The following is a 16,891-nucleotide window of genomic DNA, read 5'->3' as shown; positions in this document are numbered from 1 at the left end:
GGTTTGGGAAAATTGGGACAGGCAGCTGCGCTGTTAGCCCCCCTGCGCTATCAGCCGAAGGGGGAACTGGCGCCAACTCGCCTGGCCCATGCACGCATCAAGCGAACGCCGATGGCCCCCTACTTCATCAGCACCGGCGCAGGCGCCACCGCCACCACCGGCTTGCCGCGCACGCGCCGCACCAGCCGTTTGAGCAAACGCTCGAGGTCATCGACCAGCGTGAACGCCGCCGGCACCACAAGCAGGCTGAGCAACGTGGAAGTGATCAGGCCACCGATCACCGCAATCGCCATCGGCGAGCGGAAGCTGGGGTCGGCGCCCAGGCCCAGCGCCAGCGGCATCATGCCAGCGCCCATGGCGATGGTGGTCATGACGATCGGCCGGCTCCGCTTGTGGCAGGCATCGACCAGCGCATCGAAGCGGTTCATGCCGGCTTCGCGCGCCAGGATGGCGTAGTCGACCAGCAGGATGGAGTTCTTGGTGACGATCCCCATCAGCATGATCAAGCCGATCATCGACGGCATCGACAGCGCCCGTCCCGTCACCAGGAGGGCGACGAACGCGCCACCCATCGACAGCGGCAGCGCCACCAGGATCGTCATCGGTTGCATGAAATCCTTGAACAGCAATACCAGCACGCCGTAGATGCACAGCACGCCGATCGCCATGGCGATGCCAAAGCTGGCAAACAGCGCCTGCATTTCCTGCGCATCGCCCAGTTCAGCGATTTTGACGGACGCCGGCAAGTTCTGCATGGCTGGCAATGCGCGCGCTTCGCTATTGACTTCACCGAGCGAGCGGCCGGACAGTTCGACGTCGAGGGTGACGTTGCGGCTGCGGTTGAGGCGGTCGATCTGCGCCGGACCGCTTTCCATGGTGATGGTGGCCACATTGGCCAGCATCACCGGGCCATTCTTGCCCGGCACCGTCAAGCGGCCGATCGCCGCCAGGTCGGCGCGCACGGCGTCGGGCAGCTTGACGCGGATCGGCACCTGGCGCTCGGACAGATTGAGCTTGGTGAGGGCGACATCGTAGTCGCCGGCGGTGGCCACCCGCACCGTCTCGCCGATCGCCTGCGCCGTCACGCCCAGATCGGCGGCCTTGGCAAAATCGGGCCGCACGATGATTTCCGGCCGCACCAGCGAAGCGCTCGAGCTGACGTTGCCAATGCCGCGCAAGGTGCGCAGTTCGCGCTCGACCTGGCGGGCGGCGGCGTTGAGCGCCACCGCGTCTTCCGAGCGCAGCACCAGCTGCATCTTGACGCCGGTGTCGGGCGGTCCCACCGTGAAGCGGGCGCCGGCAATCTGGTCGAGGCGCGCGCGGATGGCGTTCTCGATGGCGTTGAGCGAGGTGCTGCGCTTGCTGCGGTGGACCGTGGTCAGCGTGAGCACGGCGCGGCGCGCTTCGGCCGAAGCACCGGGGGCAAAGGCGTCGCCACTGGAGCCGCCGCCGATCGAACTAAATACACCGGTGACGCCGGCCACCTGCATGGCGGCCACGCGCGTCTGCTCAGCCACCACGCGGGTCTCTTGCAGGGTCGAGCCGGGCGGCAGCTCCAGGTTGATCTGCGTTTGCGCGCGGTCCGATGGCGGCACAAAACCGGTCGGCAGCAGGCCGGCCAGCATGATCGAGCTGACAAAGAACGCCAGCGAGGCGCCGGCCGTGATCCAGCGGTGGTTCAGGCACCACTGCATGGCGGCCATGTAGCGCCGCATCAGCGCGCCGTCGGGCTGTTCACGGTGCGGCGTCGCTTTCATGATGTACGCCGCCATCATTGGCGTGAGCAGGCGCGCCACCAGCAGCGACGCCAGGATCGCCAGCACCGCAGTCCAGCCGAACTGCTTGAAAAATTTGCCGGGAATGCCACCCATGAAGGCGGTCGGCAGGAACACCGCCACCAGTGCGAAGGTGGTGGCGATGACGGCCATGCCGATTTCGTCAGCCGCTTCGAGCGCCGCCTGCATCGGCGTTTTACCCATGCGCAGGTGGCGCGAAATATTTTCGATTTCGACGATGGCGTCGTCCACCAGCACCCCCACCACCAGCGCCAGCGACAGCAGGGTGACGGTGTTGAGGGTGTAGCCGAACAGGTACTGGCCGAGGAAGGCCGGCATCACCGACAGCGGCAGGGCGGCCGCCGCCACCACGGTGGCGCGCCAGTCGCGCAGGAACCAGAACACCACCAGCACGGCCAGGATGGCGCCCTCATAGAGCAGCTCCATCGAACCCTCAAAATTTTCCAGCACCGGGGCGGCATTGTCGATCACTTCGGTCAGGGCGATATTCGCATGTTCTCCCTGCAGGGCCTTGATGGCGGCGCGCACGCCGTCGGCGACGTCGATTTCGCTGGCGCCCTTGGTGCGGAACACTTCAAACCCCACCACCGGTTTGCCATTGTGTTCGGCGATCGAACGGGGTTCGGCCACCGTGTCGGTGACGCGGGCGATCTGGTCGAGCCGCACGCGGCGGCCATCGGTCAGCGGGATGTCGAGCGTGGCCAGCTGCGCCGCCGTCTGCACGGTGGCGATGGTGCGCACCGATTGTTCGGCGCCGCTGACGTCGCCGCGCCCGCCGGGCGCTTCGCGCTGGACGTTGCGCAGCTGGCGCGAGACGTCGACGGCAGCCACCCGCAGCGCCGCCATCTTGGCATCATCGAGTTCGATGCGCACTTCGCGCAGCACGCCGCCGACCCGCTTGACCGAGCCGACGCCGGGCACCGCCAGCAGCCGCTTGGAGACATCGTTGTCGACGAACCACGATACTTCCTGGCTGTCGAGCGGCACACCGTGATTGGCTGCCACCGGCGCAGCCACATAGGTCAGCACCACGCGGCCGGCGGTGGCCGCCTTCGTCACGGTCGGGTCGCGCATTTCGGCGGGCAGGTCGGCCTTGACGCGGGCGACGGCGTCGCGCACATCGTTGACGCCTTCGGCAATGTCTTTTTCGAGAATGAATTCGACGGTGACGGTGGCAACGCCGTCGAGCACCTTGGTGTAGATGTTTTTGACGCCCTGCAGGCTGGCGACCGAGTCTTCGATCTTGCGCGCCACTTCAGTTTCCAGCTGGGCCGGCGCGGCGCCGTCGAGGGTGGCGTTGACGACGACGATGGGCAGCTCGATGTCCGGAAAATCCTGCACCTTGTTGGCCTTGAAGGCCAGCAGCCCGGCCAGCGTCAGCAGGACAAACAGCATGATCGCCGGCACCGGGTTTTTAATCGATAGAGCGGAAAAATTCATGACGCTTCCCTTATTTTTTGGCGGCGGCAGGCGCGGCGACGTTGCGAACCAGGTCGCCATCGTTCAGAAAGCCGGCGCCGTCGATGACCAGCAAGTCGCTGCCAGTGACCCCGGCAGTTACTTCGATGCGCTCGGCCAGGCGCCGTCCGGTGCTCACCTTGAGCTGGCTGACGCGCCCGTCGTTATTTAAACGGAACACATAACTAAAACCGTCGCGCACCACCACCGCCTGCTGCGGCACGGTCAGCGCAGTCGATGTGCCCAGCGTGAACTGGCCGCTGGCGAACATGCCCGCCTTGAAGGGCGCATTGGCGGCGTTCGAGGTCGGCAGGTCGACGTACACCAGCGCCGAGCGCGTTTGCGGGTCGATGGTGGGAGCGATCATGCGCACCGTGCCGCTCAGTTTTTCACCGCTGGCGGCAGTGACGACGGCGCGCGTGCCCGGACGCAGGCGCGCCAGGTCGGCTGCCACCACTTCGGCGCGCCATTCAAGGCGGCCCTGGCGGATCATGCGAAACAGTTCGGTGCCCACCCCCACCACCGAGCCGACGGTGGCGTTGCGCGCCGAAATGATGCCGCTGTCGGGCGCCACCACCTGGGTGTATTTGAGGCGCAGCTGCTGCGCCGCCAGCGTCGCGCTGGAGGCGGCGATGCGGGCGTTGGCGGTCTGCTCGGCCGTCAGGTACTGGCTGATCTGCTGGGCCGACAGCGCGCCCGAGCTTTCCAGCGTGCGCGCGCGCGCCGCGTTGGCGCTCGCTTCGGCGGCGTTGGCACGCGTTTCCAGCAGCGCCGCCCTGGCCTGGGCCAGATCGGCGTTGACGCTATCGCCTGAAAACACCGCCAGCACCTGGCCCTTTTTGACAACGTCGCCGACGTTGACGCGTACTTCATTGAGGCGGTAGCCGCCCGTTTCGCTGCCGATCACCGCTTCCTGCCAGGCGGCGACGTTGCCGTTGGCGGCCAGCTCGATGGGCAGGCTGGCCGGCGCCGGCCGCGCACTGGTGACGGTCAGCGCCGGTCGCGCCGGCGCCGCCTTCTTGTCGGTGGCGGCGTTCGAGGCGGGAGCGGCGATCAGGGCGACCGCGCCACCGGCGGCGAGCACGCCAAAGACGATGGCGGCGGCAGGATTGGTAAGCAGATGTTTGATGGTCATGGCGGGTTTTTTTAGAGAATCGGGGGCGGTGGGCGATGGGCGCTGTTCTTACTGCGACTGACCCTGAACTGGAACCTGAACCTGTGCCTGGGCCGCCGTAAAACCGCCGCCAGCGGCGCGGTACAGGGCGGTCCAGGCGGCGTTGCGCTCGCGTTCGAGGCTGACCACGGCATTTTCCGCGTTCAGCCGTGTGCGGCGGGCGTCTTCCAGTTGCAGCAGGCTGGCCAGGCCGTTCTTGTACAGCGCTTCGGTGGCGCGGAACGCATAACGGTAGCCATCGAGCGCGGTTTGCGCGTCAACGCTGCGGCGATCGGCGCTTTGCAGATTGACCAGCGCCTCTTCCACTTCGCGCACCGCCTGGCGGGCAACGGCCCGGTAGCTGACCACGGCATCGTCGTAACGGGCGCGGGCGGCGTCGACGTTGGCGCGGCGACGGCCAGCGTCGAACACTGGCAGCGCCAGCGCCAGCGGGCCGATGGTCCAGGCGTCAAAGCGGGTGTTTTCGCCGCCGCTGCGGAAGTTACCGACGCCGACGTTGCCCTGCAGGGTCAGGCGCGGATAGCGCTCGGCCTGGGCGCTGCCGACGTCGTCGCTGGCAGCGGCCACCAGCCGCTCGGCATTAAACACATCGGGACGCTGCGCCAGTACCTGCGCTGGCAGGGCGCTGATCGCAATCGGCTGGGCTGCCACCGCAGTGCTGCTGCGCAGTCGCATGCGCAGCGTCGCTTCGTCGAGTGCGGTCAGCGCCACCAGCGCCTTGATGGCGACATCGCACTGCGCCTGCTGCTGGTCGAGGCGGTTGTTGCCCTCGGCGGCGCTGGCGCGCGCCAGTGCGGCGTTGGCCGGCGACTGAAAGCCGGCCCTGGTGGTCAATTCGGTCAGGCGCGCCGTGTCGGTGCGCGAGGCAGCATCTTGCGTGGCCACCGCCAGCAGGGCATCGCAGCTGCGCACGGCGTAGTACTGGTTGGCCGTTTCGGCGGCCACCGACACGCGCGCTTCATGCCAGCCGGCGGTGGCGCCGGCCAGCCGCTCAGTGGCGGCGTTGCGGTCGGCGCGGCGGGCGCCGAACAGGTCGATTTCCCACGCCGTCTGAAAGCCGGCCTGCGCCATGGTCCCCAGCGGCAGGGTGCTTTGCTCGCTGGCGCGCGAGATGTTGGCGGCAGCATCGACGCCGGGCAGCAGGGCGGCGCTGGCGCTGACGCTTTGCGCGCGCGCCTGGGCGATGCGCGCGCGCGCCGCCGACAGCGTCGGGCTGGCATTTTGCGCGGCGATGATCAATTCGGCCAGCAGCGGGTCGCCCCCTTGGCGCCACCAGTTGGCCAGGTCGGTCAGGCTGGCATTGTGCGGCGCAGGCGCCTGCCAGGCGGGCGGCGCCTGGGCTTGAACCCGGGTCGGCGGCGCCGTCAGCGCGCATGCGCCAAGCAGCAGGGGCACGGCGAGCGCGGCGACGCGCAGCAGGGAACGCAAATGCTTCATGCTTGATTCTTTCATGGCAGGGTGGGGGCGGCGTGTTCGAGCTGGACCAGCGCTTCGGCATAATCGACCAGCCGCCCGATCCAGCGATCGATGGCGGCGTCGTCTTTCATCAGCTGCGGCGAGAGGACGTCGATCACTTCGCGTGAGACCATCATGTGCAGGGCCAGACCGGCCACGCTATAGGCCAGCCGCGCCAGCCGGTCGCCGTCAGCGGCCGGGTCGAGGCCCAGGTGGCGGCCCAGCGTGCGTATCAGCGCTTCGTGGGCGTGGCGCACGCCATGGTCGATTTCCTGTTGCCACAGGCCGGTCGGCTCGAGCATCTCGCGAAACCACAGGCGCATGCCGACGCGCGCGTCTTCGCCCTGTTTGAGCTGGCCGAGCAGCATGGCGTAAAACGCGCTGAGCATGGCGCGCAGCGGCAGCGCCGCATCGGTGAAGCACTCGACCGCTTCCGGCGTGCACGGCGACATGCTGCGGAAGGTGGCGCGGTACAGCCCCGCCTTGTCGCCAAAATAATAGCTGATGGCGGCAATATTGGTGCCGGCAGCAATGGCGATCTCGCGCGTCGAGGTGGTGGCGAACCCCTGGGCGGCGAACAGCCGCATGGCGGCATGCAGTAGCCGCTGGCGCGACTGGGTACCATCGGTGCGGGTGCGGCGTTGCTCTTCGGTATGATCGTGTTCGGTGAGGTGGTCTGGCTTATGCATGGACGGATTATTCCACATAAATCAAACGAATGATGTAAGTCAAACGAGCGTTTGATTTAGATTTACATTTTATTACAAGCGATACCGTATTGCACTTATTAAACCGACACATCGCGCGTATAACATGTGTCACCGAGACGCAAGAGCGTCTGTCCAACAAGGAGAATGACCATGCATCTGATGCGCATATCGCTGGCCCTCGCTGGCGTGCTGGCGTGGAGCGGCGCCGCCATGGGCGCGCCGGCGCTTTTGATGACGCCGGAACAGCAGGCGGTGCATGTGCTCAACCGGGTGGCCTTCGGTCCCCGGCCCGGTGACATCGAGCGGGTCAGCAAGATGGGCGTGCAAAACTATCTCGATCAGCAGTTGCGCCCTGCCAGCCTGCCCTATCCCGCCGCGTTGAGCGAGCGCCTGGCCGCCTTGCGCACGCCCAACCGCAAGGCTGGCGACGTCGTCGGCGACTTCGTCGAGCTGCAAAAGCAGGTGCGTGAAGAAGACGAGGGCGCGCGCCAGCGCCGCCGCGCCGCCGTCAATGCGATCACGGTGGAGACGGCCGAAGCGCGGCTGGCACGCGCCATCGACAGCCCGCGCCAGCTCGAAGAAGTGATGGTCGACTTCTGGTACAACCATTTCAATGTCTTTGCCGGCAAGGGCATCGACCGCGCGCTGGTGGCCAGCTACGAGCGCGATGCCATTCGCCCGAATGCGCTGGGTAATTTTCACGATTTGCTCAAGGCCACCGCCCACCATCCGGCCATGTTGTACTACCTCGACAATTTTCAGTCGACTGCCGAGGGTTACCGCGCCGGTGGCAAGAACGCCAGCGCCAAGGGCAAGGCCAGCGGCCTCAACGAAAACTATGCGCGCGAACTGATGGAGCTGCACACGCTCGGCGTCGATGGCGGCTACAGTCAGAAGGATGTGACGGAACTGGCGCGCATGCTCACCGGCTGGACCTACGACCAGCGTGCGCTGATCCGCTCGAACCAGACCTTCCGCTTCGACGCTGCACGCCATGACACTGGCGTCAAGCACTGGCTGGGGCGCGATGTCGCCGCCGCCGGCGTCGCCGAGGGCGACATGGCGCTCGACGTGCTGGCCAGCCACCCGGCCACCGCCCGTCACATCAGCTACAAACTGGCGCAGTATTTTGTGCAGGATGAACCGAGTGCCGCGCTGGTGGCATTAATGGCGCGCGTGTATCTCGATGCCGATGGCGACATCGGCTCGGTGCTGCGGGTGCTGTTTGCCAGCGGCGAGTTCATGGCGCCGGCCAGCGCCGGCGCCAAGTTCAAGACGCCGTACCAGTTCGTCGTCTCGGCCGCGCGCGCCAGCGCCACCCCGGTGCGCAACGTGGCGCCGCTGCTGGCGACCATGGCGCAGCTGGGCATGCCGCTGTACGGCTGCCAGACCCCGGATGGTTATAAAAACACCGAGCAGGCCTGGCTCAATCCGGACGCGCTGTCACGCCGCATCAGCTTTGCCAGCGCGCTGGCGGCCGGCAAGCTGCCGCTGGCGAGCGCTCCGCTTGCCACAGCCGCCACCAGCGCGCCGGCCATGGGCGAGATGATGGCAGCGCCGCCAGTGGCAGTACCGGTACCAGTACCAGCTTCAGCGCCGCCCCAGGCGATCCTGGCGCTTGATGCGGTGCGCCTGCAAGCGACGCTGGGCGCAGCGATCTCGCCACGCACCCGCAGCGCCGTCGCCGCCACTGCCGAACCGCTGCGCGCAGCCATGCTGCTGGGCAGTCCCGACTTCATGCAACGTTAAGGAACCGTCATGCAACGACGCCAATTCATGCACGCGCTGGCGCTGGGCGCCAGTGTCCTGATCCCCGTCGGCCGCAGTGCCTGGGCTGCCACTGGTACTGCGCCGACGCAGAAAAAACTCATCGTCGTCATGCTGCGCGGCGCCGTCGATGGCCTTAACGTGGTGGCGCCAGTGGCCGACGCCAATTACCTGCGCCTGCGTCCCACCATCGGCCTGGCGCTGCCGGGCATGGAGAACGGCGCGCTCGATCTCGACGGTTACTTTGGCCTGCACCCGGCGCTGGCCGCGCTGCAGCCGCTGTGGGCGGAAAACAAGCTGGCATTCGTCCACGCCAGCGGCTCGCCCGACAGCACCCGTTCGCACTTCGACGCCCAGGACTACATGGAATCTGGCACGCCGGGGCGCAAGAGCACCCAGGATGGCTGGATGAACCGGCTGGTGGCGACGCTGCCGGGGGCGGCGACGTCGAGCCGGGCGCTGTCGATCGGTCCGGTCATGCCGCGCATCCTGTCGGGACCAGCGGCGGCGATCAACCTGCCCAATGGCGCCGCCGCCACCCGTGCCACTATTCTCGACAAGAAGGACATCGGCGCCGCTTTCGACCAGCTCTATGGCAGCAACGAGCGCTTTGGCCGCGCCTACCAGGATGGCAAGACGGCGCACCAGGAAGTGATGGCGGCAGCGGCGATGGCGGCCGAAGCCGATAAAAGCAACCCGGCCGACCGCGGCGCGCCGCTGCCGAACGGCTTTCCCGACGACGCCGCGCGGCTGGCGCTGTTGATGCGCAATGACCCGAATATCCAGGTGGCGTTTGTCGACCTCGGTGGCTGGGATACCCATGCCGGCCAGGGCGCCGGCCGCGGCCAGCTGGCCAATCGCCTGCAGCCGCTGGGCCAGGGCCTGGCCACGCTGGCCACCCGCTTGGGTCCGCTGTTCGATGACACCACCATCGTCGTCATGTCCGAGTTCGGCCGCACCGCGCGCGAAAACGGCAATGGCGGCACCGACCACGGGCATGGCAATGTGATGTGGGTCATCGGCGGCGCCGTCAACGGCGGCAAGGTGTATGGCGACTGGCAGGGGGTGGGCGACAGCGCCCTCAACGAGGGCCGCGATTTGCCGGTGACCACCGATTTCCGGCTGGTGCTGGCGCAAATTGCCGAGCGCCACATGCGGCTGGGCGACCCCCAGTTGCGCAAGATTTTCCCAAATATGCCACAGCGGGGCGCGGCTTTTCAATTAATTCGCGCTTAGAGTTTTACCTCTATTGCACTGCACAATAAATCGGCTTATATTTGACCTGTCTCCTCCAATTTCCCGCAAATTGGATTACCGCCCGGGCCCTTTTCGAAGGCCCCGGGCGTTTTTTTGTGTGCGCGGTGGACTAGGCGTCGGCCGCTGCCGTGTCTTCACCCTGAAACGCGCCGGCGCGCCAGGTCAGCACCAGGGTGTCGCGGTGGCCGTTGTCTCCCGTCGGCTGGATCGGCGTCGATTCGTGGATGACGGCAGCGTCGTCGAGCATCAACAGGGTCCACGGCTCCAACATGGTGAAGCGCTTGCCGCCCGGGCCGGCCGCTTCGAACACGCGCGTTTCTCCCCCCTTGACGTGGTGACGCGCCACCAGCAGCACGGCGACAAAATCGACGCCGTCGCGGTGCGCCCCTTCTGGCGTCGGCCGGCCGATGCCGCCCAGCGTATCGATGCGAAACTGGTGCGCCTCGACGAACCACGGCTGGACGCCGCGCGCCTGCGAACAGGCCTGGCCGAGCGCATGCAGTAGCGCGCCCCAGCCGGGCTGGGCGACGGTGGTCGCGGCAATCGGCTCGAACAGGCGGTGCATGCCGCCGTGCAGGGCGTTGTATTCGATTGGCTGCCAGTGGGCGCGGTGCGGCGTGGGCGTGAGGCTGGTGCCGTCGTCGATAAAGCAGGAGTGGCGGCGGCGCCGGTAATGGCCGCCGTCCTTGAGGTAGTTGTCCAGTTCGAGGGCGTCCCAGCTGGGCGCCAGCGCGTCGAGCGCGGCCAGAGAGCAGCCGGCCAGCGCCGCCACGTCGGCCGGGCGCAGCAGCGCATAACCGGCGGTTTGCAAATCGATGGCCAGCGTGGCCGGATCGGTGTAGGGAGTGGGCGTGGTGGGAATCGTCATCGGCGCTAGCGTAGCATTGTTGACGCTTGCCCGTACAGTGAGCGGGGCAAATTGGCGCCGCCGGCGCCGCCGTCAACGCAGCAGCTGGTCGCGCGCCTGGCGGCTGAAACTGAGGCTGCGCACCACGCCGTTCTCGGTGATGTTGACGGTGTTGGCCTGGTCGGCCAGAAAATCGCTGAGGATGTCATGGTGGATGGCCAGCGCCTGCCCCAGCGGCGTGTTGTCGATTTCCTGGTACACCACCACCGTCTCCGGTCCCACCGTCAATCCCACCCAGTGCAGCGGCAGGCGCCGGCCCGCCGCACCGGCGATCCAGAACTGCTTTTCGATGTATTTGCGCAGCACCGCCTCATCTTCTGGCTGGGTGAGGTCGAACTGGCGCTGGTACAGGTTGGCCAGCAGGGCGTCGATGTCGTCGGTGTGATAGGTGTGCACCACTTCCAGGCTGCCCGTCTTGGCGTTGAAAGACAGGTCGGTAAAGCCGACATGGAACTGGTGCGCATGGGCCAGCGCGCCTGCTGCCAGCAGCAGCGCTGTGCACAGTGCCCGCACTGCGCTGAGGGTCTTGCGGGTACTCAGGGTACTCATGGCGCCTCCGTTGCTGCCGGCTTGGCGTCTTTCGCCTTCAACCTGGTATTGAAGTCGCGCATCAGGTCATTGCCGCCGCGCTCCTCCTTGAACAGTTCGACGCGCGAGCGCGCGATCTTGCGTGGCCACGCATTGTTCGACACATCGGTGTCGGCCGTTTCCCAGAACGGGTCCTGGACCAGTCCCACCATCGGTTCGTCGGTGACGATCAGCTTGGTGATTTTTTTCGACGAATAGCGCCACACTTCGGCGGGAATCCGTTCGATATACTTTTTGCCGCTGGCCAGTTCAATCTCCAGCACCAGTGGCGTCACCAGTCCGCCCAGGTTGGAAAAATCGACCAGGTACAGGTGTTTGCCCCGTCCTTGCCATTGGTCCAGCAGCGCTTTTTCCCACGGTTCGAGCTTGTCGACCGACTCGTTAAAGCTGTTGCGGTCCTTGTTGGTGACGGTGAAGTCATCGTGCTCGTTATAAAAATCCTTCAGCTCGGGATGGGCATCGAGGCGGCGTGCCAGTGTGCCCTTGTTGCGCTGGTCGGTGATGGAGACCGGCTCGGCATCCTTCTGCGCTTTTTTCCAGGCTTTTTCGATTTCCGGATTTTTGCTGTTGACGCCATATTCGGTGATGCCGTCGATGCTGACGTCGACCGCGTCGGTGGCGTAAAACCAGCCGCGCCAGAACCAGTCAAGGTCGGTGCCGGAGGCGTCTTCCATGGTGCGGAAAAAGTCGGCAGGCGTGGGCCGCTTGAATTTCCAGCGGCGGGCGTATTCGCGGAAGGCGAAATCGAACAGTTCGCGGCCCAGCACCGTCTCGCGCAGGATGTTGAGCGCGGTGGCCGGCTTGGCATAGGCATTGCTGCCACGCTGGGTCACCGATTCCGAATTGGTCATGACGGGCACCTGGTTTTTCGAGCGCATGTAGTCGACGATATTGCGCGGTTCGCCGCGCACGACCGGGTAGCCGTCTTCCCACGCCTGCTCGGCCAGGTACTGTACAAAACTGTTCAGACCCTCGTCCATCCAGGTCCACTGGCGCTCGTCGGAATTGATGATCATCGGGTAGTAGTTGTGGCCCACCTCGTGGATGATCACGCCGATCAGGCCATATTTGGCGCGCTTCGAATAGGTCAGTTCACCGGTCTTCTTGTCCTTGGTGGGGCGCTGGCCGTTAAACGACAGCATCGGGTATTCCATGCCGCCGACCGGGCCATTGACCGAAATGGCCACCGGATACGGATAGTCGAAGGCATATTTGTTGTACTGGTCGATGGTGTGGATGACCGCCTGGGTCGAGTACTTGCCCCACAGGGGATTGGCTTCCTTCGGATAGTAAGACATCGCCATGACGTCGGTGCTGTCTTTCTTGTAGCCTTGCGCGTCCCAGATAAATTTGCGGCTCGAGGCCCACGCAAAATCGCGCACGTTGGCCGCTTTAAAGTGCCAGGTGCGGGTGGCGCTGCTGCGCGACTGTTCGGCCGCTTCCGCTTCAAGCTGGGTGACGATGAGCACCGGCGTGCTGCTGGTCCTGGCCTGGCGCAGCCGTTCGCGCTGGGTGGCAGTGAGCACCGCGTCGGGGTTTTGCAGCACGCCGGTGGAGGCGACGATGTGATCGGCCGGCACCGTCAGCTCGACGTCGTAGTCGCCAAATTCGAGGGTGAATTCGCCGTCGCCCAGGTACTGCTTGTTTTGCCAGCCGGTGGCGTCGTAGTAGGCCGCCATGCGGGGGAACCACTGCGCCACTTCGAACAGGTCATGTTTGTCGGTGGCCTTGCTGCTCTCTTCGCCGAACGCTTCGTAACCGCTGCGCCGTCCCAGCACATTGACTTCGGGGATATTGAAGTGCCAGGCCAGATTGAAGGTGAAGCTGGTGTTCGGCTGCATCGGCTGTGGCAGGTCGATGCGCATCATGGTCTTGTTGATGACGTATTTTAAGGGGCGGCCGCCGGCGCCGCTGACGGCGTCAATCTTGAAGCCGCCGTCGAAGCTGCGGCTGGCCATGGTGAAGCGCAGCTGCTCAAATTTCAGGCCGTCCGCTTCGGTCTTCGCCTTGGCCCAGGCCTCGCGCGACGGCACGGTGGCGGTGCTGCGGTTGTCGGAGTCGGCGCGGAACATGTTCTGGTCCAGCTGCACCCACAGGTAAGAGAGGGTGTCGGGCGACTGGTTGTGGTAAGTGATGGCGCCGGCGCCAGTGATGCTGCGCGCCGCTTCATCGAGGCTGGCGCGCAGCTTGTAGTCGGCGCGCTGCTGCCAGTAGGCGTGGCCGGGGGCGCCGGAAGCGGTGCGCACGCTACCGGGCGTGGGCAGCAGCTCATCAAGCTGGCGGAATTTGTCGTCGAATTGCTGGCCGCTGGCGCCCAGGCTGATGCACAGGGTGGCGATGACGGCGAGATGGCTGGTAAGACGGATCGGTTTCATGGTTCGGACTTTACAACGTGGACGCAAAGGGGGACGCAAATGCGTACGCAAATGCGCACCGGCGGCGGCGCGATGATGGTCGCGCCGCCGCCGGCGGGCTTACAGCTTAAGGATGACGGGCAGCGTCGCCGTACTTATTCGGCTTTGCTGTCATCCTTCTTGTCATCGGCATCCTTCTCGCCCTTGACCTTCAGCTTGGTACTAAAGTCCTTCATCAAGTCATTGCCGCCCCGTTCCTGCTTGAACAGTTCGACGCGCGACGGCTGGATCTTGCGCGGCCACGCGTTGTTCGACACATCGGTATCGGCCGTTTCCCAGTACGGGTCCTGGGTCAGTGCCACCATCGGCTCGTCGGTAACGATCAGCTTGGTGATCTTTTTCGACGAATAGCGCCACACTTCGGCGGGAATCCGTTCGATATATTTCTTGCCGCTGGCCAGTTCAATCTCCAGCACCAGTGGCGTCACCAGTCCGCCCAGGTTGGAAAAATCGACCAGGTACAGGTGCTTGCCCTGTGCCAGCAGCGCTTTTTCCCACGGCTCGAGCTTGTCGACCGATTCGTTAAAGCTGTTGCGGTCCTTGTTGGTGACGGTGAAGTCATCGTGCTCGTTATAAAAATCCTTCAGCTCGGGATGGGCGTCGAGGCGGCGTGCCAGTGTGCCCTTGTTGCGCTGGTCGGTGATGGAGACCGGCTCGGCATCCTTCTGCGCTTTTTTCCAGGCTTTTTCGATTTCCGGATTTTTGCTGTTGACGCCATATTCGGTGATGCCGTCGATGCTGACGTCGACCGCGTCGGTGGTGTAAAACCAGCCGCGCCAGAACCAGTCAAGGTCGGTGCCGGAGGCGTCTTCCATGGTGCGGAAAAAGTCGGCAGGCGTGGGCCGCTTGAATTTCCAGCGCTGGGCGTATTCGCGGAAGGCGAAGTCGAACAGTTCGCGACCGAGCACCGTCTCGCGCAGCACGATCAGGGCGGTGGTGGGCTTGGCGTAGGCGTTATAGCCGAACTGCAGTACCGATTCCGAGTTGGTCATGATCGGCACCTGGTTTTTCGAGCGCATGTAGTCGACGATGGCGCGTGGCTCACCGCGCGACTGCGGATAGCCTTCTTCCCATGCCTGTTCGGCTAGGTACTGTACAAAACTGTTCAGACCCTCGTCCATCCAGGTCCACTGGCGCTCGTCCGAGTTGATGATCATCGGGTAGTAGTTGTGGCCCACTTCGTGGATGATCACGCCGATCAGGCCATATTTGGTCTGCTTCGAGTAGGTCAGTTCGCCGGTCTTTTTGTCCTTGGTGGGACGCGGGCCGTTAAACGAAATCATCGGGTATTCCATGCCGCCGACCGGGCCATTAACCGAGATTGCCGCCGGATACGGGTAGTCGAGCGCGTACTTGTTGTACTGCTCGATGGTATGGATGATCGCCTGGGTCGAATACTTTTCCCACAGCGGGTTGCCTTCCTTCGGGTAGTAGGACATCGCCATGGTGTTGGTGCTGTCCTTCTTGTAACCCTGCGCGTCCCAGATGAACTTGCGGCTCGAGGCCCATGCAAAGTCGCGCACATTTTTGGCCTTGAAGTGCCAGGTCTTGGTCGCCGTGCTGCGCGATTTTTCGGCCGCTTCAGCTTCCGCCTGGGTGACGATGATCACTGGCTTGCTGCTGGTCTTGGCCTGGCGCAGGCGCTCGCGCTGGGTGGCGGTGAGCACCGTGTCGGGGTTTTGCAGTTCGCCCGTGGAGGCGACGATATGGTCGGCCGGTACCGTCAGCTCGATATCGTAGTCGCCAAATTCGAGGGTGAATTCGCCGGCGCCCAAGAACTGCTTGTGCTGCCAGCCGTAGACATCGTAGTAAGCGGCCATGCGCGGGAACCACTGGGCGATTTCGAAGATGTCGTTCTTGTCGCCGGGGGTGTCGGCATCGCCGTCAAACGGCTCGTAGCCAGAGCGGCCGCCGAGAATCTTGGCGTCGTTGATCTGGTAATTCCACTCGATCGAAAAGACGAATTTGCCACCCGCCTTGAGCGTCTGCGGCATATCGATGCGCATCATGGTCTTGTTGATGACGAACTTGAGCGGCTCGCCATTGGGTCCCTTGACCGACTTGATGTTGAAGCCACCTTCGAAACTGCGCGACTCCATCAGTCCGCGCATGGCATTAAAACTGAGGCCATCCATCGCGTTGTGGCCCTTGGCCCATGCTTCGCGCGACGGCAGGATGGCGGTGCTGCGGTTGTCGGAACCAGGCTTGAACAGGTTCTGGTCGAGCTGCAGCCACAGGTAGGACAGCGCATCGGGTGAATTATTGTGGTACGTGACCTTCTCGGCGCCGGTCAGCACGCGCTTGGCTTCATCGAGCGTGGCGCGGATCGAATAGTCGGCGCGCTGCTGCCAGTAAGCCGCGCCCGGTGCGCCCGAGGCGGTGCGCACCGACCCCGGCGTCGGCAGCAGCTCTTCGAGCTGGCGGAACTTGTCGTCAAATGGTTCTGCCGCAAATGCGGCCCCGGCGAGGCATAAAGCAGCCAATCCGATCGGCAAACGTATCATGGTTACCCTAATAGTTATAAGAATTGTGGAACAACAATTCTAATGCCAGTCTTGCATCCGGTGCTTGGTGCCTTTGTAAAAAAGTTGAAACATTACACGACCCAGGCGGTATGATGGTCCGGGACAGGGGAAAGTGGGAAAGCGGCGCATGGATCTTAATCAGACGGCAACCATCGCAAGTGCCCCCGGCCAGAATGGCACGGACGACGACGCTGCCATCCTGGCGATGGCGGCGCTGGCCGAGGCACACGATCCGCACATCGGCAGGCACCTGCTGCGGACCCAGCGCCTGGTGGCGGCACTGGCCGCCGAACTGCGCTTCCACGAGCGCTTCCGCGCCATGCTGACGCCGTCGTTGATCGCCCTGCTGGTCAAGGCGGCACCGCTGCACGACATCGGCAAGAGCCGGCTCGAGGTGGCGCTACTGACCGCGCCGGGGCGGCTGACGGTGGAACAGTTTGCCGTCATGCGCACCCACACCAGCTGCGGCCGCGATGCCATCGAGGCGGTTGCCGATGCCCTGGGCGGCAGCACGCCCTTCCTGCGCTGCGCTGCCGAGATCGCGTTTTCGCACCAGGAAAAATGGGACGGCTCGGGCTATCCGCAAGCTCTGGCGGGAGAGGCCATTCCTGTCGCTGCCCGCCTGATGGCGGCCGCCGACGTCTACGACGCCCTGGTCAGCGCCCGTTCGTACCGGCCGGCGTTCACCCATGAAACGGCGATCGAGTTGATCCGCCAGGGCAGTGGCGCGCATTTCGATCCCGACGTCGTCGATGCCGTGCTGGCGATCGAAGAGCGCTTTCGCGACATCGCTGCCGAACTGGCTGACCTGCCGCTCCCTCGGCTCGCGCTGTCCTAGGC

General features: G+C 64.8%; 11 protein-coding genes. 3 read left to right on the top strand and 8 right to left on the bottom strand.

Features of this window, described 5'->3' with window-relative positions; all coding sequences use genetic code 11:
- Nucleotides 1-119: 119 nt before the first annotated feature.
- From ACP7BZ_RS03900 to ACP7BZ_RS03885, 4 genes are read right to left on the bottom strand one after another with little or no spacing between them, the layout of a single operon-like run.
- A complete protein-coding gene (locus ACP7BZ_RS03900) occupies nt 120-3,236 on the bottom strand; it encodes an efflux RND transporter permease subunit (RefSeq protein ID WP_426110330.1) in 3,117 nt (1,038 codons plus the stop codon).
- Nucleotides 3,237-3,246: 10 nt separating this feature from the next.
- Nucleotides 3,247-4,389 (bottom strand): efflux RND transporter periplasmic adaptor subunit, encoded by a 1,143-nt coding sequence (locus ACP7BZ_RS03895; RefSeq protein ID WP_426110329.1) that lies wholly within the window; start codon nt 4,387-4,389, stop codon nt 3,247-3,249.
- Between the two features lie 48 nt (nt 4,390-4,437).
- Nucleotides 4,438-5,865 (bottom strand): efflux transporter outer membrane subunit, encoded by a 1,428-nt coding sequence (locus tag ACP7BZ_RS03890; protein WP_426110328.1) that lies wholly within the window; start codon nt 5,863-5,865, stop codon nt 4,438-4,440.
- 11 nt (nt 5,866-5,876) lie between these two features.
- Nucleotides 5,877-6,572, bottom strand: a complete 696-nt coding sequence (locus ACP7BZ_RS03885) for a CerR family C-terminal domain-containing protein (RefSeq protein ID WP_426110327.1) — start codon at nt 6,570-6,572, stop codon at nt 5,877-5,879.
- A 171-nt stretch (nt 6,573-6,743) separates the two neighbouring features.
- Between ACP7BZ_RS03885 and ACP7BZ_RS03880 the strand changes: the two genes are divergently transcribed.
- Nucleotides 6,744-8,342 carry a DUF1800 domain-containing protein gene (locus ACP7BZ_RS03880; protein WP_426110326.1) on the top strand — a complete coding sequence of 533 codons (1,599 nt, stop codon included), beginning with the start codon at nt 6,744-6,746 and terminating at the stop codon, nt 8,340-8,342.
- 9 nt (nt 8,343-8,351) lie between these two features.
- Nucleotides 8,352-9,596, top strand: a complete 1,245-nt coding sequence (locus ACP7BZ_RS03875; RefSeq protein ID WP_426110325.1) for a DUF1501 domain-containing protein — start codon at nt 8,352-8,354, stop codon at nt 9,594-9,596.
- A gap of 130 nt (nt 9,597-9,726) precedes the next feature.
- On the opposite strand, the gene ACP7BZ_RS03870 is transcribed toward ACP7BZ_RS03875, so the two are convergent.
- The 4 genes from ACP7BZ_RS03870 to ACP7BZ_RS03855 all read right to left on the bottom strand — a co-directional run bounded on the left by ACP7BZ_RS03870 (nt 9,727) and on the right by ACP7BZ_RS03855 (nt 16,030).
- Nucleotides 9,727-10,485, bottom strand: coding sequence for a 2OG-Fe dioxygenase family protein (locus tag ACP7BZ_RS03870; protein ID WP_426110324.1), 759 nt, complete (start codon nt 10,483-10,485; stop codon nt 9,727-9,729).
- 72 nt (nt 10,486-10,557) lie between these two features.
- On the bottom strand, nt 10,558-11,073 hold the full coding sequence (locus tag ACP7BZ_RS03865; RefSeq protein ID WP_426110323.1) for a DUF6702 family protein: 516 nt from the start codon (nt 11,071-11,073) through the stop codon (nt 10,558-10,560).
- Nucleotides 11,070-13,487: a M1 family metallopeptidase gene (locus ACP7BZ_RS03860; protein ID WP_426110322.1), complete on the bottom strand. Its 2,418-nt coding sequence runs from the start codon at nt 13,485-13,487 to the stop codon at nt 11,070-11,072. The genes ACP7BZ_RS03865 and ACP7BZ_RS03860 overlap by 4 nt, the downstream gene beginning before the upstream one ends.
- Nucleotides 13,488-13,621: 134 nt before the next feature.
- A complete protein-coding gene (locus tag ACP7BZ_RS03855) occupies nt 13,622-16,030 on the bottom strand; it encodes a M1 family metallopeptidase (RefSeq protein WP_426110321.1) in 2,409 nt (802 codons plus the stop codon).
- A 148-nt stretch (nt 16,031-16,178) separates the two neighbouring features.
- Between ACP7BZ_RS03855 and ACP7BZ_RS03850 the strand changes: the two genes are divergently transcribed.
- Nucleotides 16,179-16,889: an HD-GYP domain-containing protein gene (locus ACP7BZ_RS03850; RefSeq protein ID WP_426110320.1), complete on the top strand. Its 711-nt coding sequence runs from the start codon at nt 16,179-16,181 to the stop codon at nt 16,887-16,889.
- Nucleotides 16,890-16,891: the final 2 nt, after the last annotated feature.

Origin of the sequence: Massilia sp. PWRC2 (genome assembly GCF_049896725.1) — a bacterium.
In the GTDB taxonomy this organism is placed as follows: Bacteria; Pseudomonadota; Gammaproteobacteria; order Burkholderiales; family Burkholderiaceae_D; genus JAFCUW01.
This window is presented reverse-complemented; position numbering and strand designations above follow the sequence as displayed.